This is a genomic window from Guyparkeria sp. SCN-R1 (assembly GCF_003932495.1).
Classification (GTDB): Bacteria; Pseudomonadota; Gammaproteobacteria; order Halothiobacillales; family Halothiobacillaceae; genus Guyparkeria.
Genome location: NZ_QZMT01000013.1, coordinates 62,800 through 84,734, shown reverse-complemented (window position 1 = coordinate 84,734; position 21,935 = coordinate 62,800). Strand labels below are relative to the sequence as shown.

At 65.7% G+C, this 21,935-nt stretch carries 21 protein-coding genes and 1 tRNA gene; 7 read left to right on the top strand and 15 right to left on the bottom strand.

What is annotated here, in order from left to right; genetic code table 11:
* Positions 1 to 105: 105 nt before the first annotated feature.
* Positions 106 to 639: a class I SAM-dependent methyltransferase gene (locus D5687_RS08475; protein WP_370271313.1), complete on the top strand. Its 534-nt coding sequence runs from the start codon at positions 106 to 108 to the stop codon at positions 637 to 639.
* 26 nt (positions 640 to 665) lie between these two features.
* Here the strand turns inward: D5687_RS08475 and metW are convergent, their stop codons facing one another.
* The 5 genes from metW to D5687_RS08450 form a co-directional block, all read right to left on the bottom strand.
* Positions 666 to 1,271: a methionine biosynthesis protein MetW gene (gene metW / locus D5687_RS08470; protein WP_125199341.1), complete on the bottom strand. Its 606-nt coding sequence runs from the start codon at positions 1,269 to 1,271 to the stop codon at positions 666 to 668.
* Positions 1,268 to 2,461, bottom strand: a complete 1,194-nt coding sequence (locus tag D5687_RS08465; RefSeq protein ID WP_125199340.1) for a homoserine O-acetyltransferase — start codon at positions 2,459 to 2,461, stop codon at positions 1,268 to 1,270. The genes metW and D5687_RS08465 overlap by 4 nt, the downstream gene beginning before the upstream one ends.
* 31 nt (positions 2,462 to 2,492) lie before the next feature.
* A complete protein-coding gene (locus D5687_RS08460; protein WP_125199339.1) occupies positions 2,493 to 3,044 on the bottom strand; it encodes a YggT family protein in 552 nt (183 codons plus the stop codon).
* Between the two features lie 59 nt (positions 3,045 to 3,103).
* On the bottom strand, positions 3,104 to 3,943 hold the full coding sequence (gene proC, locus D5687_RS08455) for a pyrroline-5-carboxylate reductase (protein WP_125199338.1): 840 nt from the start codon (positions 3,941 to 3,943) through the stop codon (positions 3,104 to 3,106).
* 75 nt (positions 3,944 to 4,018) lie between these two features.
* Complete coding sequence (locus D5687_RS08450; protein ID WP_125199337.1) at positions 4,019 to 4,681, bottom strand: YggS family pyridoxal phosphate-dependent enzyme; 663 nt, start codon at positions 4,679 to 4,681, stop codon at positions 4,019 to 4,021.
* 131 nt (positions 4,682 to 4,812) lie between these two features.
* Between D5687_RS08450 and D5687_RS08445 the strand changes: the two genes are divergently transcribed.
* The 5 genes from D5687_RS08445 (at position 4,813) to thiO (ending at position 10,224) form a co-directional block, all read left to right on the top strand.
* A complete protein-coding gene (locus D5687_RS08445; protein WP_125199336.1) occupies positions 4,813 to 5,862 on the top strand; it encodes a type IV pilus twitching motility protein PilT in 1,050 nt (349 codons plus the stop codon).
* A 141-nt stretch (positions 5,863 to 6,003) separates the two neighbouring features.
* Positions 6,004 to 7,149: a PilT/PilU family type 4a pilus ATPase gene (locus D5687_RS08440; RefSeq protein WP_125199335.1), complete on the top strand. Its 1,146-nt coding sequence runs from the start codon at positions 6,004 to 6,006 to the stop codon at positions 7,147 to 7,149.
* A 93-nt stretch (positions 7,150 to 7,242) separates the two neighbouring features.
* Positions 7,243 to 8,397, top strand: coding sequence for a PilT/PilU family type 4a pilus ATPase (locus D5687_RS08435; RefSeq protein WP_125199334.1), 1,155 nt, complete (start codon positions 7,243 to 7,245; stop codon positions 8,395 to 8,397).
* Positions 8,398 to 8,657: 260 nt separating this feature from the next.
* Positions 8,658 to 8,731: transfer RNA gene (locus tag D5687_RS08430), tRNA-Gly, on the top strand.
* A 416-nt stretch (positions 8,732 to 9,147) separates the two neighbouring features.
* A complete protein-coding gene (thiO, locus tag D5687_RS08425) occupies positions 9,148 to 10,224 on the top strand; it encodes a glycine oxidase ThiO (protein WP_158611821.1) in 1,077 nt (358 codons plus the stop codon).
* A gap of 36 nt (positions 10,225 to 10,260) precedes the next feature.
* On the opposite strand, the gene D5687_RS08420 is transcribed toward thiO, so the two are convergent.
* Together D5687_RS08420 and D5687_RS08415 are read right to left on the bottom strand one after the other, a co-directional pair.
* Positions 10,261 to 10,599 (bottom strand): P-II family nitrogen regulator, encoded by a 339-nt coding sequence (locus D5687_RS08420; protein ID WP_125199332.1) that lies wholly within the window; start codon positions 10,597 to 10,599, stop codon positions 10,261 to 10,263.
* Positions 10,600 to 10,656: 57 nt separating this feature from the next.
* Positions 10,657 to 12,972, bottom strand: a complete 2,316-nt coding sequence (locus D5687_RS08415; protein WP_240031464.1) for a primosomal protein N' — start codon at positions 12,970 to 12,972, stop codon at positions 10,657 to 10,659.
* A gap of 139 nt (positions 12,973 to 13,111) precedes the next feature.
* Between D5687_RS08415 and rpsT the strand changes: the two genes are divergently transcribed.
* Entirely contained in the window at positions 13,112 to 13,372 is a 261-nt protein-coding gene (gene rpsT, locus D5687_RS08410) for a 30S ribosomal protein S20 (protein ID WP_125199331.1), read from the top strand.
* Positions 13,373 to 13,476: 104 nt separating this feature from the next.
* On the opposite strand, the gene pyrE is transcribed toward rpsT, so the two are convergent.
* The 8 genes from pyrE to rluD form a co-directional block, all read right to left on the bottom strand.
* The gene (gene pyrE, locus D5687_RS08405; RefSeq protein ID WP_125199330.1) at positions 13,477 to 14,124 is read right to left on the bottom strand and encodes an orotate phosphoribosyltransferase; all 648 of its coding nucleotides are present in this window, start codon (positions 14,122 to 14,124) and stop codon (positions 13,477 to 13,479) included.
* A gap of 52 nt (positions 14,125 to 14,176) precedes the next feature.
* Entirely contained in the window at positions 14,177 to 15,163 is a 987-nt protein-coding gene (locus tag D5687_RS08400) for a TIGR00341 family protein (RefSeq protein ID WP_158611820.1), read from the bottom strand.
* A 114-nt stretch (positions 15,164 to 15,277) separates the two neighbouring features.
* Positions 15,278 to 17,866: an ATP-dependent chaperone ClpB gene (gene clpB, locus D5687_RS08395; RefSeq protein ID WP_125199343.1), complete on the bottom strand. Its 2,589-nt coding sequence runs from the start codon at positions 17,864 to 17,866 to the stop codon at positions 15,278 to 15,280.
* A 199-nt stretch (positions 17,867 to 18,065) separates the two neighbouring features.
* Entirely contained in the window at positions 18,066 to 18,926 is an 861-nt protein-coding gene (locus D5687_RS08390) for a DMT family transporter (RefSeq protein WP_125199328.1), read from the bottom strand.
* 149 nt (positions 18,927 to 19,075) lie between these two features.
* On the bottom strand, positions 19,076 to 19,567 hold the full coding sequence (gene def, locus D5687_RS08385) for a peptide deformylase (protein ID WP_125199342.1): 492 nt from the start codon (positions 19,565 to 19,567) through the stop codon (positions 19,076 to 19,078).
* A 2-nt stretch (positions 19,568 to 19,569) separates the two neighbouring features.
* The gene (locus D5687_RS08380) at positions 19,570 to 20,094 is read right to left on the bottom strand and encodes a glycine cleavage system protein R (protein ID WP_125199327.1); all 525 of its coding nucleotides are present in this window, start codon (positions 20,092 to 20,094) and stop codon (positions 19,570 to 19,572) included.
* A 16-nt stretch (positions 20,095 to 20,110) separates the two neighbouring features.
* The gene (gene pgeF / locus D5687_RS08375; protein WP_125199326.1) at positions 20,111 to 20,884 is read right to left on the bottom strand and encodes a peptidoglycan editing factor PgeF; all 774 of its coding nucleotides are present in this window, start codon (positions 20,882 to 20,884) and stop codon (positions 20,111 to 20,113) included.
* Positions 20,865 to 21,857 (bottom strand): 23S rRNA pseudouridine(1911/1915/1917) synthase RluD, encoded by a 993-nt coding sequence (gene rluD / locus D5687_RS08370; protein ID WP_125199325.1) that lies wholly within the window; start codon positions 21,855 to 21,857, stop codon positions 20,865 to 20,867. The genes pgeF and rluD overlap by 20 nt, the downstream gene beginning before the upstream one ends.
* Between the last annotated feature and the right edge of the window lie 78 nt (positions 21,858 to 21,935).

The window sequence follows — 21,935 nt, the reverse complement described above, 5'->3', positions numbered from 1 at the left end:
GGCCACGGTGGCCTCCTCACCCCGCCAGATTTACACCACTTCCCGGGACGCTACCACGCCAAGACCATCGCCGCCCTGCGTCGCGACCAGATTATCGATTGCGAATTGCTCGGCCAGCGGCTGACCCTGCATTCCACCTGGGGGCTGTTCTCCCCGCGCGAGATCGACGCCGGCACCCGCCTGCTGCTCGAGCACACCCCGGCCCCGCCGGCCGGCAGCACCATCGTCGATCTGGGCTGTGGCTATGGACCCATCGGGGCCACCATGGCCAAGGCCTGCCCGGACGGTCGGGTGATCCTGCTGGACAAGGATTTTGTCGCGGTCGACTACGCCCAGGGCAACCTGGGCCGCAATCGGCTGGAGAACGCCGAGGCCCGGTTGTCCAACGGCCTGTCGGCGGTGGATGGCGAGGGGTTCGATCGGCTCTACTCGAACGTGCCGGCCAAGGTGGGCAAGGAGATGTGGCAGATCATGCTGTTCGACACCTGGCGGGGCCTCAACCGCGGCGGCGAGGTCTGGTTCGTATCGATCAACGGCCTGCGCGAGTACTTCAAGCGCACGATGAAGGAGCAGTTCGGCAACTACGAAAAGGTCAAGCAGGGCAAGACCTACACCGTGCATCGCGCGGTGAAGGAATAGCCTCACCTGAGGTGAGGCAAGCGGGGTCAGGGCACGCGCTTGCGGATGCGGTAGATCGCGTGCTCGCCGAACCAGTTGGGTAGCGCGCGCAGCAGTGGTGAACTGCGGCGGTTCTGGTCGACCACGGCCCGGTCGAGTATCTCGATGCCCAACCCCTCGCACAGCGACTCGAAGTCACGCAGGGTGCAGAGGTGAATATTGGGCGTGTTGTACCAGGGGTTGGGCAGCGCCTTGGTGGTCGGCATCATCCCCTGCACCCCCAGTTGCCAGCGATTGCGCCAGTAACCCATGTTGGGGAAGGTGACGATGCCCTCCGAGGCGATATCGAGCATCTCCCCGAGCAGGCGCTCGGGATGGCGAATGGCCTGGATGGTCTGGCTGACCAGCACGTAGTCGAAGCTGTGCACGCCGAACCAGTCGCGTATGCCGTCATCGAGATCCGCCTGGATGATGTTCAGGTCGGCCGCGACGCCACGGGCAACCCGCTCGTCGTCGACCTCCATGCCCACCCCGCGTACCGAGCGCTCGGCGATCAGGTGGCGCAACAGCGCCCCGTCGCCGCAACCCAGGTCGAGCACGCGGGCCCCTTCGCCAATCCAGCCGGTGACGATATCCCAGTCGGGGCGATTCATGCGCCTGCCTCCTCGGTCATGTTGCGGGCAATATTGTCGAAGTAGCCGCGCAGCACCTGGTGGTAGTAGGGAATCGGCATCAGGAACGCGTCGTGTCCCTGGTGCGCCTCGACCTCGGCATAGGAAACCGACTTACCCGTGGCCAGCAGCGCCCGGACGATTTCCTTCGAGCGCACCGGCGAGAAACGCCAGTCGGAGGTGAACGACACCACCAGGAAGCGAGCCGTGGCCGGCGCGAGCGCGGTGGCCAGGTCGTCATCGGCCTCGGCGGCCGGGTCGAAATAGTCCAGCGCCTTGGTCATCAACAGGTAGGTGTTGGCATCGAAGCGGTCGACAAAACTCGTGCCCTGGTAGCGCAGGTAGGACTCAACCTGGAATTCGACGTCGAAGCCGTACTGCACCTTGCCCGAACGCAGCTCGCGGCCGAACTTGGCGCGCATGGCATCATCGGAAAGATAGGTGATGTGGCCGAGCATGCGCGCGAGCATCAGGCCGCGCCGCGGGATCACGCCATGCTCGGCGTAGCGGCCGTCGTGGAAATCCGGGTCGGTGATGATCGCCTGGCGCGCCACCTCGTTGAAGGCGATGTTCTGCGCCGAGAGCTTCGGCGCCGCGGCGATCACGACCGCGTGGGTGACCGCCTCGGGATAGCTGATCGCCCACTGCATCACCTGCATGCCACCGAGGCTGCCGCCGGCGACCGCCGCCCAACGGGAAATCCCGAGCCGGCGCATCAGCGCGTGCTGGCTATTGACCCAGTCGCGCACCGTGAGGATGGGGAAGTCCGGACCGTAGGGTCGTCCGGTCTCCGGGTTCTCCGACAACGGCCCGGTCGACCCCTTGCAGCCACCCAGGTTGTTCACGCAGACGACAAAGAACCGGTCGGTATCGATCGGCTTGCCCGGTCCGATGGCGGTATCCCACCAGCCCGGCTTGCGGTCCTCGGGGCGGTGCCGGCCGGCGGCGTGATGGTCACCCGACAGCGCATGACAGATGAGCACGGCGTTGTCGGCCCGCTCGTTTAACGCGCCGTAGGCCTCGTAGACCAGTTCGTATTCCTCGATCCGGCGACCGCAGTCGAGCAGCAGGGGCGTGTCGATGTGCGCGGTCTGCGGCGCGACCAACCCGACCGAACCCGGCTGGTGCGTCGGGCCGTCGGCCGGCGGATTCTTTGCGGTGGATTCGCTCATCAACGTCCCCTTGGCATTCATCGCGTCGCGTTCAGCCCATCAGCAGGTTGCCGACCACCATCTGGGCGACCTGGATGATCAGCAGCACGGCAAGCGGCGAGAGATCGATCCCGCCGATCGGCGGCAATACGCGGCGAATGGGATCAACCACCGGGTCGGTGAGATCGGCGAGGAAGGCCACGCCGGGCGAGCGATCATTGCCCAGCCAGGAGGCCACCGCGCGCAGCAGCACCGTCCAGAAGAACAGGTTGGTCACCGTCAGAAACGTGAAATAGATCGTACCGATCAACACGCCGGTGCCGGTCATGCCAACACCCTGCATGGCGGTGATCGCCCAGACCATCAACGCCACCATCACCACGCCGAAAACCAGCGCGGCGAAGTCGTGGCGACCCACCGGCTTGATCACCGTGCGCAGCGGGTTGAGTACCGGATCGGTGATCTTGACGATCGCCTGGGTGACCGGGTTGTAGAAGTTCGCTTGGAACAATTGCAGGAAATACCGGGCGAAGGCGACGAAGGCCACCAGCTCGAAAAGCACCCGGACCAGAAAAACGCTCGGATCCCCGAAGCTACCGCTCATTCAGAACTACTCGACAGGTTAATGGTTGGGGCCGGCAGGCCGGCCCGAAAACGACCGGATCAATCGGCCGCGCGATCGTCGACGTCGGCGGCCAGCTCCCGGCTGCGGTCACGCGAGGCACGAATCGCCCGGGCAAAGGCATCGCGCACGCCCGCCTCGTCCAGCGCAGCAATGGCCCGCTCGGTGGTCCCGCCCGGCGAACTGACCCGACGGCGCAACTCGGCCGGCGAGTCGTCTGCAGCCAGGGCCAGCTTGGCCGCACCGAAGACGGTCTCCAGGGTCAGCAGGCGGGCTACGTCGGGCGCCATGCCCATATCCTCGGCGGCCGCCTGCATCGATTCCATCAGGTAGAAGACATAGGCAGGGCCGCTGCCGGACAGCGCCGTGACCTCGTCGATCTGCGATTCGTCGTCAAGCCACTGCACCACGCCGACTGCCCGCATCAGCGATTCGGCATCGCTGTGCTGCTCGCGGCTGACCGCCTCGGCGGCGAACAACCCAGTGGCGCCGCAGCCGACCATCGACGGGGTGTTGGGCATGGCACGCACGATCGCCGCATGGCCGTCGAGCCATCGGGCCAGGGCGGCTACCGGGATGCCCGCGGCAATCGAGACCACCAGCTGGCCCGCTGTCAGATGAGGGGCCAGGTCTTCGGCAACCGTCTGCATCACCTGCGGCTTGACCGCCAGCACCACCAGTTGGGCGCCGTCGATGGCCGCGTTGTTGTCGTCGGTCGTCTCCGCACCGAGCTGCTCACCCAGGGCGCGCCGCCGATCGGCATCGGGCTCGGCCACCACGATCGATGGCCTAGCGCCGGCCGGCGCGTCCTTGAGCATGCCGCCAATGAGTGCGGCAGCCATGTTGCCGCCACCGATGAAAGCTATCCGCGAGGCATTCATTGTCTCACCTGCCCTGTGTGCGTGAATCCGTAACCCAGAAAAATAACACGAATGGCAACCGGCAGCGGTTGCTCCTCAGGAATCGCGCTGACCGAACAACGCCGTGCCGACCCGCACGATGGTTGCACCCTCGGCAATCGCTGCCTCGAAATCACCACTCATCCCCATCGACAGGTCGGGCAAGGGCTCGGCCAGTGACGCGTTGAGCGCCGCAAGCTGACCGAAGGCCGCGGTATTCCCCGGTCGCGGGATGCACATCAACCCGCACAGCCGCAACGTCGGGTATTCGGCACAGGCGGCGGCGATGCCGGGCACATCGACCGGCTCGACCCCGGACTTGCTCTCCTCGCCGTCGATATTGACCTGGATCAGCACGTTCAGCGGGCCCATCGCCGGGTCGCGCTGTTCGCCCAGACGGCGGGCGACCTTGGCACGATCGACACTGTGCACCCAATCGAAGTGGGCGGCGATCGCGCGGGTCTTGTTCGACTGGATCGGGCCGATGAAATGCCAGGTCAACGGCAGGTCAGCCAGCTCGGCCTGCTTGTCGATCGCCTCCTGCAGGTAATTCTCGCCGAAGTCCCGCTGACCCAGTTCGGCGAGCGTCCGGATGGCTTCGACCGGCTGGCGTTTGCTGACGGCCACCAGCCTGACCTCGCCCGAACCGGCGGGACGATCGGCACTCGCCGCCTCGATGCGCTCGCGGATGCCGTGGTATGCGCTTTCTCGATTTCCCATCTTGCACCTTGTGCGTGTTCGTTTTACCTTGTCTGCAACGAAGGCCGAGCCGCGTCACTGCGGCGCTCCGGGCCTTCGGCAGGCACCACCAATGGACTTGTAACGGGGCCTCCCCCGCAAAGGACGATCGCATGGCCGAATCCCGAGATATCGACTCCCTGCTGATGTTCACCGTCAAGAACGGGGCATCGGACCTCCACCTCTCGGCCGGCGAGCAGCCCCGGGTGCGGATCGACGGCGACATCCGCAAGGTCAACGTGCCGGTAATGGACCACAAGGATGTCCATTCCATGGTGTACGACATCATGAACGACCGGCAGCGCAAGGAGTACGAAGACAACCTCGAGGTCGACTTCTCCTTCGAACTGCGCGGCCATGCCCGCTTCCGTGTCAACGCCTTCAATCAGAACCGCGGCGCGAGTGCGGTCTTCCGCACCATCCCGAGCAAGGTGCTCACCCTAGAGCAGCTCGACGCGCCGAAGGTTTTCCAGGACCTGTGCGACTACCCCAACGGCATCGTCCTGGTGACCGGCCCGACCGGCTCGGGCAAGTCGACCACGCTCGCGGCGATGATCGACTACGTCAACGACCATCGCAACGACCATATCCTCACGGTCGAGGACCCGATCGAATTCGTCCACGAATCGAAAAAATGCCTGGTCAACCAGCGCGAGGTCCATCGCGACACCCACAGCTTCAACGCCGCATTGCGCTCGGCGCTGCGCGAAGACCCGGACGTGGTCCTGGTCGGCGAACTGCGTGATCTCGAAACCATCCGCCTGGCCCTGACCGCCGCGGAGACCGGCCACCTGGTGTTCGGCACGCTGCACACCAACTCGGCGGCCAAAACCATCGACCGGATCATCGACGTCTTCCCGTCGGCGGAGAAAGACATGGTGCGCGCGATGCTCTCGGAGTCCCTGCGCGCGGTCATTTCGCAGACCCTGCTCAAGAAGATCAGCGGCGGGCGCGTCGCGGCCCACGAGATCATGCTGGGCACGCCGGCGATCCGCAACCTGATCCGCGAGAACAAGGTCGCGCAAATGTACTCCGCGATCCAGACCGGCCAGGCACAGGGGATGCAAACGCTCGATCAGAACCTCAAGCAGCTGGTCTCGCGCGGCGCGGTTTCCAAGGAACTCGCGCGCGGCCGGGCAAAGAACAAGGACGACTTCCGATAGCGCGCCCAAGGCAATCGTTTGCACTCGGGCGGGTCGCAACGGCGCCGCAAGTGGCAACTCGTAACCTCGCCCGCCTCACCCACACATCTCCGCCATGCCGGCCAGTGCGGCGAGGCGGACAACGCAAGCCGGGAATTCTCGATGGACCGTCAGCAAGCAGCCAACTACGTACAAGCCCTCCTCAAACGGGCCGTTGAACGCGACGCCTCCGACCTGTTCGTCACCGTCGGCGCACCGCCATCGGCCAAGATCGACGGCAAGGTCGTCCACCTGACCGATCAGAAGCTCTCGGTGGAAAACACCCAGATGCTCGTCCGCTCGATCATGACGGACAAGCAGGTGGCCCATTTCGAGGAATCCCACGAGGCGAACTTCGCCATCGCCCTGCCGGGGATAGCACGCTTTCGTGTCAACGCGTTCATGCAGCGTGGCAGCGAGGGCATGGTCCTGCGGATGATCCGCTCGGACATCCCCAATTTCGACGACCTCAAGCTCCCCGACGTGCTGGGCGAGATCGCGATGACCGCACGGGGCCTGGTGATCTTCGTCGGCGCCACCAGCTCGGGCAAGTCCACCTCGTTGGCGGCGATGCTCGACTATCGCAACGAAAATTCGCGTGGGCACATCGTCACCATCGAGGACCCGATCGAGTTCGTCCACAAGCACAAGGGCTGCCTGGTCACCCAGCGCGAGGTGGGCGTGGATACCGAGTCCTTCGCCGCCGCACTCAAGAACACCCTGCGCCAGGCCCCAGACGTGATCCTGATCGGCGAGATCCGCGACCGCGAGACCATGGACCACGCCATTGCCTTCGCCGAGACCGGCCACCTGTGCCTGGCCACGCTGCACGCGAACAACACCAACCAGGCACTGGACCGCATCATCAACTTCTTCCCCGAAGAGCGGCGTCAGCAGTTGTTGATGGACCTGTCGCTCAACCTCAAGTCGGTCATCTCGCAACGCTTGTTGCGCAAGGCGGATGGCGAGGGCCGGGTTCCGGCCGTCGAGGTACTAATCAACACCCCCCTGATCGGCGACCTGATCTTCAAGGGCGATGTCTCCGAGATCAAGGAAGTGATGAAGCGCTCGCGCGAACTGGGCATGCAGACATTCGACCAGGCCCTGTTCGACCTCTACGACAGCCACCAGGCCGACTACGACGAGGTCATCAGCAAGGCCGATTCCGTCAACGACCTGCGCCTGCGCATCAAGCTGGAAAGCAATCGCGGCCTGCCCAAGAGCCGCCAGGACGACTCCGAAGACGATCTCAAGGTCGAGGCCGACTGACCCGACCGCCAAGGGAAGCTCTGCCCGGCTCAAGACACGCAGAGCCTTATCGGATTCGTGCAGAGCTTCCCTAACTGAACAGGACCCAGCCCCATGAGCCAACTGAGCCTCGAACCCTACCTGAAGCTGCTCGCTGACAAGGAAGGCTCCGACCTGTACTTCTCCAGCGGGACCACGCCCGCGATCAAAATCCAGGGCGAGATGCGCTTTATCGGCAAGGACCGGCTGCGAGCCGGCCAAGTCGAGGAACTTGCCCGCTCGGTGCTGAACCAGCACCAGATCGACGATTTCCTCGAGAACCTCGAGCTCAACGTCGCACTGTCCCGCCCGGGCACCGGTCGCTTCCGGATGAACGTCTTCATGCAGCGTGGCGAGTGGTCGCTGGTGATCCGCTACATCCAGGCGGAGATCCCGCGGGCGGCCGACCTCAACCTGCCGATGGTGGTCGAGGACCTGATCACCGAGCGTCGCGGCCTGATCCTGGTGGTCGGGTCGACCGGCTCGGGCAAGTCCACCACGCTGGCCGCCATGATCGACCACCGCGCCGAGGCGCGTCCCGGGCATATCCTCACCGTTGAGGATCCGATGGAATTCGCCTTCAAGCACCGCAACTCGGTGGTCAACCAGCGCGAGGTGGGAGTCGACACCCGCTCGTACGCCGCGGCCCTCAAGGAGGCCCTGCGCGAGGCACCGGACGTGATCATGATCGGCGAGGTGCGCGACCGGGCGACCATGGAACATGCACTGGCCTATGCCGACACCGGCCACCTGTGCCTCAGCACCCTGCACGCGACCAACGCCAACCAGGCGCTCGACCGCATCATCCGCTTCTTCCCGTCGGAGTCGCGCGACCAGTTGCTGATGGACCTGTCGCTGAACCTCAAGGCCATCATTTCGCAGCGCCTGATCATCGGCAGTGGCGGCAAACGGCTGCCGGCGGTGGAAATCCTGATCAACACGCCGCTGATCTCCGACCTGATCAAGCGCGGCGAGGTCGACGCGATCAAGGAGTCGATGCAGAAGAATGCCTCCAGCGGCGCCATGACATTCGACATGTCGATCCTGGAGCTCTTCAAAAAGGGACTGATATCGCGCGACGAGGCGCTGGAGAATGCCGACAGTCGCAGCAACATGGAATGGCTGATGAGCTTCGGAAGCGGCCAGGACGAACTCAAGGCCGCGGCTGCCGACTCCAGCGGCATCAAGAGCGACAAGTCGGACAGCAACGAACTGCCGCCGCTCGACTGATCCAACATCGCTTGCGTTTGCGCCGGCCGGACAGGATAATCCCCCCGGTGTATCCCGCCGTTATTCCTGTGACTCTCAGCGTGTCGGCAAGTGCTTAGACGCAAGGCATGGCTCGCAGGCAATGGCATCGTCCTTGCCAAGAGCCATAACGCCGCGGATGAGTGCTTGCCGGCTCGCCCAAGGGAGCTCGGCTGGATCGACCAGTCGATTCAGCCGAGCTCTGAATGTCACAGGAATAGCGGCGGGACACACCAAATCCTGCGGGTGTAGCTCAATGGTAGAGCAGAAGCTTCCCAAGCTTAAGACGAGGGTTCGATTCCCTTCACCCGCTCCAGTTTCCCCGGACGCCGCCCGCGACGCCCTCCCGTTCCACGGGATTGTCGGCGGCCCCGCCTGATTCCGCCGAGGCGGCGATCGGGCCGGCCATCGGGCCGTGTCCGGCAGCGGCCTTCGGAACCTCTGCACGAATCGATGGTGCCTCTGGCTTGCGGGTTTGTTCGCAATCGAGGCGCCGGCCCGAAGGCGGGCCCAAGGTAATTACTCGGGCCCGTCGAGGGCCGGTAACGACGAGTGCGGACAAATCCGCAAGCCCCGCCAGGGCGGGCCGCCAAGGGACCACCTGCTTCGTTGCGGCGCTTGCCAATGGCTACGGCCATTCACTGCGCACCGCGCCTTGCATCTGGCCCCTTGGCGGTCCCGCAGAGACACTATCGATTCGTGCAGAGGTTCCTTAGGTTGCATGATCCTCCCGTGAGCTCGAACCGCTTCGACATCATTGTCGTCGGCGCCGGCATCGCCGGCCTGACCAGCGCGCTCGCCTTGCAGCGCGACGGCGCCAGGGTGGCCGTGCTCGACCGCCATCGCGCTGGCACCGAGGCCTCATGGGCCGGCGGCGGCATCCTCTGCCCGCTGTACGCCTGGCGCTACCCCCAGCCCGTACTGGCCCTCGCCGCCGAGGGCATGCGCCGTTATCCCGATCTGCTCGCCTCGCTCGACTCCAACATCGATCCCGAGCGCTGGGTCAGCGGCATGGAAATCCTCGACCCGGTCGGCGAAGGCGAGACCACCGAGTTGATCAGCGCGACGCTCGCATCGGCCGGGATTGCGCACCAATGGCGCCAGCAAGGGGATGCCCATGCCTTGTGGTTGCCGGAGGTGGCCAACGTGCGCAACCCCTACCTGCTCGACGCGCTGACCGATACCTTGCGCGCCCGCGGCATCAATCTCTACGAGCAATGCGCGGCCGAGGGGTTGTTGCTGAATACGGGACGTGTGACCGGGGTAGCGACCAGCCAAGGGGATCTGCACGCCGAACGGGTGGTCATCACGGCCGGCGCCTGGAGCGAGGCGCTGATCCCGGGCCTGCCGGCAGGCAGCCTGTTCCCGGTTCGTGGACAGATGCTGCGCCTCGAGCCCCGACCGGAGAACGCGCTGGATCGCATCCTGATGGATGACGGCGTCTACCTGATCCCGCGGCGGGACGGCTCGGTGGTGGTGGGCTCGACGGTGGAATACGCGGGCTTCGACAAGACGGTGGATGCCGAGGCGCAGGAGCGGCTGCACGCCCACGCCTGCCAACTCTGGCCGCAACTGGCCGGGGCCCGTATCACGCATCGTTGGGCCGGCCTGCGGCCGGGTTCGAGCGACGAGATCCCGCTGCTGGGGGAGCATCCGTCGATTGCGGGGCTATGGACCAACACGGGCGGCTTTCGCAACGGGCTGGCCATGGCCCCGGCGACCGCCGAACTGCTCGCCGACCGCATGGTCGGCCGGCCCACGGCCCTCGACCCGACCCCCTATCGCCTCGAGCGCCTGATCGACGCCTGATGTCGTTCCTGACAGAAGGATTAAGGAAACAGCGCGTTAAAGCGCGTCCTCGTTCTCCTCGCTGGTGCGAATGCGTACCGCGCGCCCCACCGGAGAGACGAAGATCTTGCCGTCGCCGATCTTGCCCGAGTAGGCGGCCTTGACGATGGCATCGACGACCGGGTCTTCCTGGTCATCGCTGACAACCACCTCGAGCTTAACCTTGGGCAGGAAATCGACCACGTACTCGGCACCGCGATAGAGCTCGGTATGCCCCTTCTGCCGACCGAAACCCTTGACCTCGGTGGCAGTCAGGCCGTTGATGCCCAGGTCCATCAGGGCAGTACGCACATCGTCCAGCCGAAACGGCTTGATAATCGCTTCGATCTTCTTCACGTCGCTATTCTCCAGACAAGGGGATTTCCCCACAGTGTAATGCACTCGATCGGTCAGTTAGGCCAGATCAATCGGGTCGACATCGATCGACCAGCGCAGCCGCCCACCCAGCCGCCGGCTGCCGACCGAATCGTCCACCTGCCACAGGGCACGGTGCAGGGTACTGCGCACCCGCGCGAGCAGTAACAGCTGGAAACGATACCGCCCGGCACGACGCGCCAGCGGCGCCGGCACCGGCCCCCAGACGGACAACTCCTCGCCGAAACTTTCCCGCAACTCCTCGGCGACCTTCGCCAAAAACGCGCGGGCGGTATCCGCTTGCGGCGCATCCGCGCGAATCAGTCCGGCGAAGCGCGTCGGCGGCAACTCCGCCTGTTCGCGTTCGGTCAACTGGCCGGCCATCACCGCCTCATAGTCCTCCGCCAGCAATCGGCGCAGCACGGGATGATCGGGGTCGTGGGTTTGCACCAGCACCTCGCCCGGACGCTCGGCGCGGCCGGCACGCCCGGCCACCTGCAACAGCGACTGGGCAAAACGCTCGGGGCCGCGAAAGTCCGAGGCGAACAGCGCCTGATCCGCATTGACCACGCCCACCAGCGTCACGCCGGGAAAATCGTGCCCCTTGACCAACATCTGCGTGCCCACCACCAGCCGGGCCTCGCCCCGGGCGATGCGAGCCAAGCTCTCGGCCATCACGCCCTTGCCGACGGTGGCATCCCGGTCCAGGCGCACGATGCCGAACCCCGGAAAGCGCGCGGCGAGCACGTCCTCGAGCTGCTCGGTGCCCAGCCCGCGCACCGACAACGGCGCCTGGCAGGCCGGGCACTCCGCCGGCACGCCCTGCTCGAAGCCGCAGTGATGGCAGCGCAGCCGACCAATCTGCCGGTGCCAGGTCAGGAAGGCATCGCAATGGGGGCACCCGGCGACATAACCGCAGGCATGGCAGAGCAGGCTGGGGGCATAGCCACGCCGGTTGAGATAGAGCATCACCTGCCCCCCATCGAGCAGATGTCGTTCGATCGCCCTTAACAGGGCCGGCGAAAGTCCCGCCTCCATCGTCTGGCCTCGCACGTCCAGACAATGGATCGCGGGCATGCGCGCGCCGGTGGCCCGTTCGCTCAGCCGCAAATGACGATAATGCCCCGCCCAGGCATGCCGCAGGCTTTCGAGCGACGGAGTCGCCGAACCCAATAGAATGGGAATGGCCAGTTGTCGCGCCCGCCAGACCAGCACATCGCGGGCGTGATAGAGAAACCCCTCCTGCTGCTTGAGCGCGGCATCGTGCTCCTCGTCGACCACGATCAGGCCCGGCCGGGCCAACGGCACGAAGGCCGCCGAACGCGTCCCGATCACCAGCCCGGCCGTGCCGGCGGCAACCGCCCGCCACGCGGTCAGGCGTTCACCATCGGCCAGCCCCGAGTGCAGGACGGCCGGCTGCACCGCCAGTCGCCGTGCAAAGCGGTCAATCAGTTGCGGGGTAAGCGAGATCTCGGGCACCACCACCAGCACCTGCCGACCGGCGGCCAGCTCGCGCTCGATCAGGGCCAGGTAGACCTCGGTCTTGCCGCTGCCGGTCACCCCGTGAAGCAACCAGGCCTGGAACCCGTCACCGCCCGAAACGACGGCCTCGACCGCGTCCTGCTGCTGGTGATTTAGTGCGGGTGCCGCCTCGCTCCCCGGCTCGGCCGGCACGGGCCAGTCGGCCGGTGCGGTGATCCGGGTCGACTCGGCCCAGCCCTTCTCCACCAGCCGGCGGCGCACCGCAGCCGGGCCCAGTTTGGCGGCCGGCACGGGTTGCTTGGATGCAGCCAGCGCCTCCAGCGCCTCGCGTTGCCGTTCACCCCGCGCTGCTCCTTCGCTCAACGCCTCTCGGCCGGCGGGGGTCGATGCCAGCGCCTCGACCTCGAGGCGGCGCTCACCGCGCAGGACCTTGGGCAGAGCGGCGAACACCACATCGCCCAACGGGTGGTGGTAATAGGCCGCCGCCCAACGCAGGCAAGCCAGCGTCTCGGCATCCAGTAGCGGTGCCGCGTCGAGCACCTCGAGGATCGGCCGTGTCTCCTGCTCGTCATTCGGGGCCGGTTCGAGGACCAGCGCCACCCGCTCTGACTGACCGAAGGGCACGCGCACCCGCACGCCGGGCGCGGGCACCGGCCCGGTGTCGAGATCGAAATGATAGGTAAACCCACCGAAAAACGGCCCCGGTACCACCGCGGTCCAGGCGGTCGCGGCACCGACTGGCGTGTCGGGGCGCACCGGCGCATCGGGGTTGGAATGGAGATTATCGGGGGCGTCGAGATCCATGATGTGGAGGATACCGCAGGCGCGTCGGTCGCCGTTGCCCGGGAATGGGGCGACGCCGGGAAAACGCAAGCGACCATCCAAGCAACCCTGTCACCCTATCAAGGGTCGGCTGCTTGACTATCCCCGACCATATGGCATAATCCCGCGCCTTGAATTGATATTTACATCAAGCTCATCCGACCTTATAGCCGAATCGAGGAGTTTACCCGTGGCCAATACCGCTCAAGCCAAAAAGCGCGTTCGCCAGGCGGAGAAAGCCCGCCAGCACAACATGGCAATGCGCTCGCAGGTACGCACCGCCTACAAGGCCGTCATCTCGGCCGTGAAAGACGGTGATGCGGAAAAGGCGCAGCAAGCCTACAGCGCTGCCCAGCCGGTCCTCGACCGGATGGTGACCAAGGGCATTCTCAAGCGCAACACCGCTGCGCGTCGCAAGTCGACCCTGGTCAACCGCATCAAGTCGATCTGATCTCGTCCGGTCAGTAGCACACGGGTTTCCCGCCGCGCTGTTACCGGAACGCAAGAGGCCCCGCTTTTCAGCGGGGCCTTTTCTTTTGCGGCAACCGATCGATCTCAGTCGGTCACGCCGAACTCGCGTCGGTAGGCTGCCATCGCCTCGGCCGACTCGGCCAGACTCGCATCGCTGGCACAGAACTCGATCAACCCGTCGAGGTTGGCAATCGCCACGACGTCGAGTGCGTGATCACGCTTGAGCTCGCCGATCGCCGACAGTTCACCCTGACCGCGCTCCTGACGATCCATCATCACGGCCACTCCCACCGCGGTCGCGTCGTTGGCCCGGATCAGATCCAGTGACTCGCGGATCGCCGTGCCGGCGGTGATCACGTCGTCGATGATCAACACCCTTCCTGCCAGCGGCGCACCAACCAGGTTGCCGCCTTCACCGTGGTCCTTGGCCTCCTTGCGATTGAAGCACCACGGCACCGCCTCACCAGTTCGTTCGGCCAGCGCGATTGCCGTGGCCGCGGCCAACGGAATGCCCTTGTAGGCCGGGCCGAACAACACGTCGAACTCGATCCCGGCATCCAGAATCGCGTCGGCATAGAACCCGCCCAGCGCGGCCAGCGCCCGCCCGTCGGCGAACGCGCCGGCATTGAAGAAGTACGGACTGACGCGCCCGGACTTGAGCGTGAACTCACCAAAACGGAGCGCCTGATGCTCCACGGCAAACTGGACAAAGGCCTGACGATAATCCTGCACGGGTCGATTTTCCTCGTGATGCAAACGATGGGTGAATGGTCGATTGGGGCTATCAGTACTTGGCCAGCCAGATCAAACCGGCGAGTATCAGCAAGGAGATACCCCAGAAGGCGAAGGACCAGCGCATCGAGCGACGGGCGCGGGTCTTCTCCGGCCAGTGCCGCGGCGAGATGCCCTTGAGCACGAATACCAGCTTGGCCGACAGATTGATGGCCGCGATGTTGATCGCCAGCATCAGGCCGGCCGAGATCGCATTGTCCCACTGCCCCCAGCCAACGAACAGCCCCAAAGCGGCCGCCGGCGGCATGAGGGCGACGGCCACCATCACCCCAACCAGGCCGGCCGCCGCACCGGAGGTGAGCGACAGCACCGCCGCCGCCCCGGATGCCAACGCCAGGATCATGGCCGGGTAGCTGACATCCGTGCGATCGAGCAACTGGCTGTTGCTGACCGGATCGAGCACCAGCCCCATCATCAGGGCCAGACCGACCGACAGACCCAGTCCGACGAAACTCGCCGCGACCGCGCGGCGGGACAAGTCGGGATCGCCAAGCGTGGTCCCCAACGCCAGCGCCAGGTTCGGTCCCAGCAACGGGGCGATCACCATCGCGCCGATCACCACCGCCACGCTGTCCTCGAGCATGCCCATCGCGGCAACAACCGCCGATAACCCGCACAGCAGCAGGTAGGTCGAGGTGATGGCCCCGCCTCCGGCGACCTCGGCGTAGAGTTCCTCGCGCGAGCGCGCGGCCGTCGACCGGCTCGACTCGGCCTCGCCCTCCTCGTCACCAGCGGCCGGCAGGGTCGCCTGCACGCCGCGGATAATAATGCGCGCGTTCTCGCAGCGATCGAGGATCTGCTGCAGATCGTCGAGCACCTCCTGCTGCCCCTCGGGCCGCACCACCAGCTCGGTGGAGAACCGCTCGTCCTCGAACGAGGAGGTGCGCCACCAGTCGACCACCTCGTGCGAATCGGCAATGCGGGCGATCGCAGCCTTCTCGCTGGCCGGCGCGACGATTTCGATGATCTTGAGGGCCACGCGTGGATCCTTGCGCTGGTGGGAAACGTGGCGCAAACCTTAACCGAAAAAGGCCACCGGCGTCGCCACCGATGGCCTTCGAGTCGGGACTGTCGGGCGGTCAGCCCGCCTCGATCACCCCTTGCCGAGCCTAAGCTCGCCCTCGGTCATGTCGACCGTGACCGTCTCGCCCGGCAGGTACTCGCCCTTGAGGATTGCCTGGGCCAGCGGGTTCTCGAGCCGATGCTGGATGGCCCGCTTGAGCGGTCGAGCCCCGTATACCGGGTCGAAGCCTGCCTCGCCGAGCGCATCAAGGGCCGCATCCGTGAGCGTGAGCCCGATCTCGCGATCCGCCAATCGCTTGCGCAGGTACTCGATCTGGATGTCGACGATCTTGCGGATCTCGCTGCGATCGAGCGGATGGAAGACCACCACGTCGTCGACCCGGTTGATGAACTCGGGCCGGAAGTGCTGACCGACGATCTCGAGCACCTCGGTCTTCATCTGCTCGTAATCGGCATCCTGACCGGCCAGCTCCTGGATCCGCTGGCTACCGAGGTTCGAGGTCATAACGATTACCGTGTTGCGGAAATCGACCGTCCGCCCCTGCCCGTCGGTCAGACGACCGTCATCGAGCACCTGCAGCAGGATGTTGAACACGTCCGGGTGGGCCTTTTCCACCTCGTCGAGCAGGATCACCGAGTAGGGCTTGCGGCGGACGGCCTCGGTCAGATACCCGCCCTCCTCGTAACCGACGTAGCCCGGGGGCGCCCCGACCAGCCGCGCCACGGAGTGCTTCTCCATGAACTCGGACATGTCGATCCGCACCATCGCCTCCTCGGTATCGAACAGGAACGTCGCCAACGCCTTGGTCAGCTCCGTCTTGCCCACGCCCGTGGGGCCGAGGAACATGAACGAGCCGTTGGGGCGGTTGGGATCGGACAGGCCGGCGCGCGAGCGGCGGATGGCATCGGACACCGCCTCGACGGCCTCGGACTGGCCGATGACCCGCTTGCCCAGCGCCTCTTCCATGCGCAGGAGCTTGTCCTTCTCGCCCTCGAGCATTTTCGAGACCGGGATGCCGGTCCAGCGCGAGACCACCTCGGCGATCTCCTCGGTGCCCACCGTGCTGCGGAACAGCTTCGGTGCCGCGCCCTCGCTCTCTTCCTCCTTGGACTGCGCCTCGACCAGCTCGCGCTCGAGCTCGGGGATGCGCCCGTACTGCAGCTCGGACATGCGGGTCAGGTCGCCGGCACGCCGGGCGGTTTCCAACTCCGTCCGCGCGCGGTCGAGGGCCTCCTTGATATGGGTCGTGCCGGCCACGGCCGCCTTTTCCGACTTCCAGATCTCCTCGAGGTCGGAGTACTCGCGTTCGAGCTGATCGACCTCTTCATCCAGGTTGGCCAGCCGCTTCTTGCTCGCCTCGTCGGATTCTTTCTTCAGCGCTTCGCGCTCGATCTTGAGCTGGATCAGGCGGCGCTCGAGGCGATCCATCGATTCGGGCTTGGAATCGATCTCCATGCGGATGCGGCTGGCCGCCTCGTCGATCAGGTCGATTGCCTTGTCGGGCAACTGCCGATCGGTGATGTAGCGCTGCGAGAGCTGGGCGGCGGCAACGATGGCCGGATCGCCGATCTCGATGCCGTGGTGAACCTCGTAGCGCTCCTTGAGACCGCGCAGGATGGCGATGGTGTCCTCGATACTGGGCTCGTCGACCAGCACCTTCTGGAAGCGGCGCTCGAGCGCGGCGTCCTTCTCGATGTTCTGGCGGTACTCGTCGAGCGTGGTCGCGCCGATGCAGTGCAACTCGCCGCGTGCCAACGCCGGCTTGAGCATGTTGCCGGCATCCATGGCGCCCTCGGCCTTGCCGGCACCGACCATGGTGTGAATTTCGTCGATGAACAGGATCACCCGGCCCTCGGCCTTGGAGATATCGTTGAGAACGCCCTTGAGGCGCTCCTCGAAGTCGCCTCGGAATTTCGCCCCGGCCAGCAGCGTGCCCATGTCGAGGGACAGGACTCGCTTGTCCTTGAGCCCCTCGGGCACCTCGCCGTTGACGATGCGCTGGGCCAGCCCCTCGACGATGGCGGTCTTGCCCACGCCGGGCTCACCGATCAGCACCGGGTTGTTCTTGGTGCGACGCTGCAATACCTGGATGGCGCGACGAATCTCCTCGTCACGACCGATCACCGGATCGAGCTTGCCCTGCTCGGCACGCTCGGTCAGATCCATGGTGTACTTCTCCAGGGCCTGACGGGCGTCCTCGGCGTTCGGATCGTCGACCGACTGGCCGCCGCGGAGCTTGTCGATCGCCTGCTCGATTGCCCCCTTGGAGGCACCCGCACGGCGCAGGGTCTCGCCCAGCTCGCTCTTGTCCTCGATCATCGCCAGCACGAACAGCTCGCTGGAGATGTACTGATCACTGCGCTTCTGTGCCAGCTTGTCGGTCACATTGAGCAGGCGCGACAGGTCGTTGGAGATGTGCACCTCGCCGGCCTCGCCGCCGGAAACGGCGGGCTGCCGGTCGAGCAGCTCGCCCAGTTGCGAGCGCAGCATGTTGACGTTGATATCCGACTGCGTCAGCAAATGACGCACGGTGCCACCTTCCTGGTCGAGCAGCGCCACCATCAGGTGGACCGGCTCGATGAACTGGTGGTCCTGGCCCACGGCCAGCGACTGCGCATCGGCCAGTGCCATCTGGAATTTGGCGGTCAGTTTGTCCATCCGCATGTAAAGCACCTCGTATGCCTTGAATTCGTATCACTGCCTTGGAATGTAGGCCCGCGACACGGGTATTCAAGGCCCGGCCGGGCGAGAAGGCGGCGGCGGACGTCCACGAGACACCCTTATGCCGAGCTAATCCTGCCGTTATCCCGCCACCAGCTGACCGTCCCGTGTCAGCCGGACCACGATTCAACGACACTCAATGCTGCCGAACCGCCAGAGCGGTAACGGTGGCGATGATCACGACCATCCCCAGCCACTGTAATGGGGCGAGCGACTGGCCCAGCACCACCAGGCTGAAGAGCGACGCGGTAACCGGTTCGACCGCGGCCACCAGCGCCACGGCGACCGGCGAGGCCCGCCTCAGGCCAAGCACGTAGAACACGAATGAAATCCCGGCGCCGAACAGCCCGAGCAGCAAGAACAAGTGGGCATCGTCGGACAGCGAGGCGGATACGACCTTGCCCGGATCGACCAGCGGCGCCATGACCAGCAGGAACACCAGGAAGGCCACGCCCAGGGCAACCACCGGCGAGGTGCGGATCGCCGCGTTTCGAAAACCGAACAGGAACACCGCGTAGGAGATACCGGCCGCAACCCCCGCGGCCACACCGGCAACGGACAGCCCCGACAGATTCTCACTGCCGACGAGTTGAGTGAGCAGCGCCACGCCCAGCAAGACCGAGCCGATCGCCGCCACGAACCCAGGAGTCAGCCGCACCGCACCCGTCGCAAGCGAAACCAGGTAGACGTAGATCGGGGCGGTGTACATGAGTGTCACCGCGACCGCGACGTTGGCCTGCGAGATGCTGAGGAAGTAGAAGATGAAGTTGCCCGCGACCCCGAGACCGGCAAGTGCCGACCAGAGGATCGCACGCCGGTCCGGGAACGGGATGACGGCGAACCTCGCCAGCCACCAGGCGGCGAAACAGAGAAAGCCGACCACGCCACGATAGAAGGAGACGACCAGCGGGTCCCAGCCCCGCTCGATAAGCACGGCGGCAATCCCGCCGGACACGCCCCAGAGAACGGCAGCAAGCATGACCAGCGCGATACCCATGGGCACCTCCCCGGGGCACCTCCCCGACGGCCAGGTCGGCAGGCACCCGATGCCGGCCGACGCGCGGACCAGCTTGGGGAAACTCTGCACGGCCCGCGTCTCAACAACCGTAGCAGGCAGGTGCCCGTAACGCGTTGCGGATCAGGGCGTTACCGTTCTCGCAAATCCGCGTGACGGCTCACGAGCCGGTCGAGGAACAGGATGCCGTCGAGGTGATCGATCTCGTGCTGGGCAATGCGTGCCTCGAAGCCCTTCATCTTGAAGGTGACCGTGCGCCCCTCGATGTCCTGCGCGGTCAGCTCGATGGTCTCCGCACGGATCACCTTGCCGGTGTAATCGGGAATGGACAGGCAGCCCTCGCGACCGACGGCAAAGCCCTTCCAGTTGGTGATCGCCGGGTTCACCAGTACCAGGGGACCATTGTTGTCCACCGGGCGTTTGGCACGCGTGGCATCCACCAGGCACAGCCGCTGCATGCGCCCCACCTGCGGCGCGGCGATACCCACCGCCGAGGGGCCGAGGTCCGCAGTGTGCTGCAGGTGTTCGGCAAATTCCCGCAACTCCGGGTCGAATTGCTCGACCGGCTCGCAGACCGTTTTCAGGCGCTCGTCCGGGTAGGTCAGGATCGGCAGTGGCTCCACGCTCACCCCCGCATCGTTTCGAGCGGGGTGACACGCACGGTCAGCCCCTGATCGGCGAAGCGCGCCACGCACTGCTCGATCGGCTCGATCCCCTGACTGCTCTCACCGTCGATCTGCATGATGTAGATAGGCTTGTCGCTCGAGCCGCCCACGTCCGAGCGCAGGTCGAGGATATTCATGCCCGCCTCGAGCAGCGCGGCGGTGACCTCACTGACGATGCCGCTGCGATCGGCGCTGTGCACGATCACCGACACGTCCGGCTCGCGATGCTGGTGCAGGGCCGCGTCGATCTCGTCGACGTGCAGCTTTAGGCCAAAATCGGCGCGGGTGGATTCGAGCAGACCGGCCACCTCCTCGGGGTTGCCGGCGCCACGCACCATCATCATGATCGCGAACTGGTTGCCCAGCCGCATCATGGCCGTCTCGCCGAGCTCGGCGCCCACGCCGAACAACACCCGGGTGACATGGGCGACGATGCCGGGCCGATCCGCCCCGACCAAGGTCAGCAAGAGCCAAGGTTGCGTCATTTCGGTCTTCCTCTTGTCAGTCTATTTCGCGCCAGACCAGGGTGGCCATCCGGCCGGTCTCGCCCTGGTCGCGGCGATACGAGTAGAACAATTCGGGCAGCGCGTAGGTGTCCCGCTCGCCGCCATACACGCGCGTGATCCCCTGCCGACGCAGGCGGGATCGGGCCAGGGCGAACAGGTCGGCATGGAACCGGCCCGGTTCGGCCGCACCACGGAAGGCCGAGGCATCGGCGGGGTATTCGCGCATGAACGCCTCGCGCACCTCTTCGCCCACCTCGAAATGCGCCGGACCGATTGCCGGACCCAGCCAGGCCATCAACTCATCACCCGCCACCGAAAAGCGATCGACGGTGCGCTCGATCACGCCAGCGGCCAGACCGCGCCAGCCGGCATGGGCAACCGCGACCTCGCTGCCATCGTGGCTGGCAAGCGTCACCGACAGGCAATCGGCGGTCAGCACCGCCAGCACCTCGCCGGGGCGATCGGTATAGGCCGCATCGCCCTCGGGACGATCAGTCGGCACCTCCGGCCCAACGACCGAAGTGCCATGCGTCTGGTTCAGCCAGCGAGGCGGCTCCGGCAGCGCGAGCATCTCGACCAGCTCGGCCCGATTGGCCGCCACGGCCTCGGCATCGTCACCGACGTGAGTCGCCAGGTTGAAGCCATCGAACGGCGGCCGGCTATGGCCGCCGATCCGGGTGGTCACGCCGGCACGCACGCCGCCCGGCGCCGGCCAGGTGGCCTCGATGAAGCGACTGCCCTCGGGGGCGTCAGTCGGGATCCGTGACATAGATAACCTCGGCCTCTCCTTCGTCGTTACCGTCGCGATAGTCGCGCAGCAGTTCGATCAATTCGTCCATATCATCCGGCATCGGCGCCTTGAGCGACAGCGTCTCGCCGGTCTCGGGATGAGTGAGCGTCAGCCGCCGGGCATGCAGGGCCTGGCGACCGAAGTCGCGCAGCACATCGACCAACATGTCCTCGGCACCCCGCGGCAGGCGCGGGCGCCCTCCATAGACCGGATCACCCACGATCGGGTGGCGGATGTGCGCCATATGCACCCGGATCTGGTGCGTCCGCCCGGTCTCGAGCTTGACGCGCAACCAGGTGTGCTCGCCGAACTGCTCGACGACCCGGTAATGCGTCACGGCCGGTTTGCCCTGGGCCACGACCGCCTGGCGCTGCCGATCGCGGGCATGCCGCCCGATCGGCTCGTCGACCGTGCCGCCGGCGATCAGATGGCCAATCACCACCGCGTCATACTCACGGCCGATGCGCCGTTCGGCCAGGTCGGCCACCAGTGCCTGATAGGCCGCCTGGGTCTTGCCCACGACCAGGAGCCCGCTGGTCTGCTTGTCCAGCCGGTGCACCACTCCGGCTCGCGGCAGCAGGGCCAGCTCGGGATCGTGGTGAAGCAATGCATTGACCAGCGTACCATCCGGATTGCCCGCCCCGGGGTGAACGACCAGGTCGACCGGCTTGTTGACCACCAGCAGGTGCTCGTCCTCGAAGACGATATCCAGTGGAATGTCCTGGGGACGATCCTCACTCTGCTGCTCCAGCTCGGTTCGCAGGGACAGTTTCTCGCCGCCCAGCACCGTGTCGCGCGGACGCATCGACCGGCCGTCCACCGTCACCTGGCCACCCTTGATCCATTCCTGGAGTCGGCTGCGGGAGAAGTCCGGCCACAGCTGCGCGGCCGCCTGGTCGAGACGCATGCCCGCCTGCTCGGCGGGAATCAACAAGGTACGTTCTACATCCATCGATCGGAAATCAGCCATCCAAAGGTCACGGGAGCGCGCCGTGGCGCCGTCCGTCGAGACATGAAAAAGACGGGCAAA

What these genes read in the sequence shown, in the direction of transcription:
- metW (WP_125199341.1), bottom strand. Translation starts at nt 1,271, where the DNA reads ATGAATCGCCCCGACTGGGATATCGTCACCGGCTGGATTGGCGAAGGG.
- proC (WP_125199338.1), bottom strand. Translation starts at nt 3,943, where the DNA reads ATGAATGCCTCGCGGATAGCTTTCATCGGTGGCGGCAACATGGCTGCC.
- D5687_RS08380 (WP_125199327.1), bottom strand. Translation starts at nt 20,094, where the DNA reads ATGACGCAACCTTGGCTCTTGCTGACCTTGGTCGGGGCGGATCGGCCC.
- D5687_RS08390 (WP_125199328.1), bottom strand. Translation starts at nt 18,926, where the DNA reads ATGGGTATCGCGCTGGTCATGCTTGCTGCCGTTCTCTGGGGCGTGTCC.
- D5687_RS08445 (WP_125199336.1), top strand. Translation starts at nt 4,813, where the DNA reads ATGGCCGAATCCCGAGATATCGACTCCCTGCTGATGTTCACCGTCAAG.
- pgeF (WP_125199326.1), bottom strand. Translation starts at nt 20,884, where the DNA reads ATGTCACGGATCCCGACTGACGCCCCCGAGGGCAGTCGCTTCATCGAG.
- rluD (WP_125199325.1), bottom strand. Translation starts at nt 21,857, where the DNA reads ATGGATGTAGAACGTACCTTGTTGATTCCCGCCGAGCAGGCGGGCATG.
- clpB (WP_125199343.1), bottom strand. Translation starts at nt 17,866, where the DNA reads ATGGACAAACTGACCGCCAAATTCCAGATGGCACTGGCCGATGCGCAG.
- D5687_RS08435 (WP_125199334.1), top strand. Translation starts at nt 7,243, where the DNA reads ATGAGCCAACTGAGCCTCGAACCCTACCTGAAGCTGCTCGCTGACAAG.
- D5687_RS08450 (WP_125199337.1), bottom strand. Translation starts at nt 4,681, where the DNA reads ATGGGAAATCGAGAAAGCGCATACCACGGCATCCGCGAGCGCATCGAG.
- D5687_RS08440 (WP_125199335.1), top strand. Translation starts at nt 6,004, where the DNA reads ATGGACCGTCAGCAAGCAGCCAACTACGTACAAGCCCTCCTCAAACGG.
- D5687_RS08465 (WP_125199340.1), bottom strand. Translation starts at nt 2,461, where the DNA reads ATGAGCGAATCCACCGCAAAGAATCCGCCGGCCGACGGCCCGACGCAC.
- D5687_RS08460 (WP_125199339.1), bottom strand. Translation starts at nt 3,044, where the DNA reads ATGAGCGGTAGCTTCGGGGATCCGAGCGTTTTTCTGGTCCGGGTGCTT.